Consider the following 1,926-nt stretch of genomic DNA (forward strand, 5'->3'; position numbering starts at 1 on the left):
CCTGGAACTGGGCGGCAACGCGCCCTTTGTGGTGTTCGATGACGCGACCTGGAACAGGCGGTTGCCGGGGTGATGATCAGCAAATTCCGCAACGCCGGGCAAACCTGCGTGTGCGCCAACCGCATCCTGGTGCAGAACGGTATCTACGCGCGTTTCGCCGCACGCCTGGTGGAAGAGGTGGGCAAACTCAAGGTTGGCAATGGCCTGGAAGACGGCGTGACCATCGGCCCGTTGATCAACCCGGCGGCGGTGAGCAAGGTGGCGCGGCATATCGACGATGCCCTGAGCCAGGGCGCGACCTTGCTGTGCGGTGCTATCCCCACGGGCGACAGCCAGTTCGTGCACCCCACGGTACTCGGTAATTGCCACGCCGACATGCTGCTGGCCAATGAAGAAACCTTCGGCCCGGTGGCGCCGCTGATGCGCTTTACCGACGAGGCCGAGGCGCTGGCCCTGGCAAATGCCACGCCCTATGGCCTGGGCGCCTACTATTTCACCCAGGATATGCAGCGTTCGTGGCGTTTCGGGGAGGCCCTGGAGTTCGGCATGGTCGGGCTCAACACCGGGATCATCTCCATGGAAGTCGCGCCGTTCGGCGGCATCAAACAATCGGGCCTGGGGCGCGAGGGCAGCAAATACGGGCTGGATGAGTACCTTGAGGTCAAGGCTTTCCACATTGGCGGGTTGAACTAGCGAGGCAGGATCCATGAGCAAGGCATTCAGAATCGCCGCGATTGCCGGCGATGGCATTGGCAAGGAAGTGTTGCCCGAAGGACTGCGGGTATTGGAACAAGCGGCCAGAATCTGGGACTTGAACCTGAGCATCGACGTGCTCGACTGGGCCCACTGTGATTACTACCTGGAACACGGGCAGATGATGCCCGATGACTGGTTTGAGCAGCTCAAGGGCTTCGACGCGATCTACTTCGGCGCGGTGGGCTGGCCGGACAAGGTCCCGGACCACATCTCGCTGTGGGGTTCGCTGCTCAAGTTTCGCCGTGACTTCGACCAGTACGTGAATATCCGCCCGGTGCGGCTGTTCCCCGGCGTGCCATGCCCACTGGCTGGGCGTGAACCGGGGGACATCGACTTTGTGGTGATCCGTGAGAACACCGAGGGCGAGTATTCGTCGGTGGGCGGCAAGATGTTTGAAGGCACCGACCATGAATTCGTACTGCAGGAGTCGGTGTTCACCCGGCGCGGTGTGGACCGCATCCTCAAGTTCGCCTTCGACCTGGCCCAGACCCGCCCGCGTAAAAAACTCACGGCGGCGACCAAGTCCAATGGGATTTCCATCAGCATGCCGTACTGGGATGAACGCACGGCGTTGATGGCGGCGAACTATCCCGAGGTGAGCTGGGACAAGCAGCACATCGATATTTTGTGCGCGCGATTTGTGCTGCAGCCGGACCGGTTTGATGTGGTGGTGGCGTCGAATCTGTTTGGCGACATCCTGTCCGATTTGGGCCCTGCGTGTGCGGGAACGATCGGGATCGCGCCGTCGGCGAATCTGGATCCGGAGCGACGGTTTCCGTCGTTGTTCGAGCCGGTACATGGATCGGCGCCGGATATTTATGGGCAGGGCATTGCGAATCCGATTGCGATGATCTGGTCGGGGGCGCTGATGTTGGATTTTCTGGGGAATGGAGATACGCGGTATCGGGCTGCGCATGATGGGATCTTGCGGGCGATCGAGGGGGTGATTGCTTCTGGGGTGGTTACACCGGATCTGGGGGGCGTTGGATCCACTCAGGAGGTTGGGGTTGCGATTGCTGGGGGGTTGGTTGAATGAGTACATATCCGTTGTTTGAATAACGGCCAGCCCGGCGTCGTCGGTTAAAATGTGGGAGGGGGCTTGCCCCCGATAGCTGAGTGTCAGTCACTGCATTATTGACTGATCCACCGTTATCGGGGGCAAGCCCGCTC

Annotated in this window: 1 protein-coding gene and 1 pseudogene; both read left to right on the top strand. The window is 60.9% G+C overall.

Going from position 1 to position 1,926, the window contains the following annotated elements:
- A pseudogene (locus IQK56_RS26230) lies at positions 1-693 on the top strand (aldehyde dehydrogenase family protein); the annotation flags it as partial.
- 13 nt (positions 694-706) lie between these two features.
- Complete coding sequence (locus tag IQK56_RS26235) at positions 707-1,792, top strand: tartrate dehydrogenase (RefSeq protein WP_193864349.1); 1,086 nt, start codon at positions 707-709, stop codon at positions 1,790-1,792.
- The last annotated feature ends 134 nt before the right edge of the window (positions 1,793-1,926 follow it).

It is taken from the genome of Pseudomonas cyclaminis, from assembly GCF_015163715.1.
Classification (GTDB): Bacteria; Pseudomonadota; Gammaproteobacteria; order Pseudomonadales; family Pseudomonadaceae; genus Aquipseudomonas; species Aquipseudomonas cyclaminis.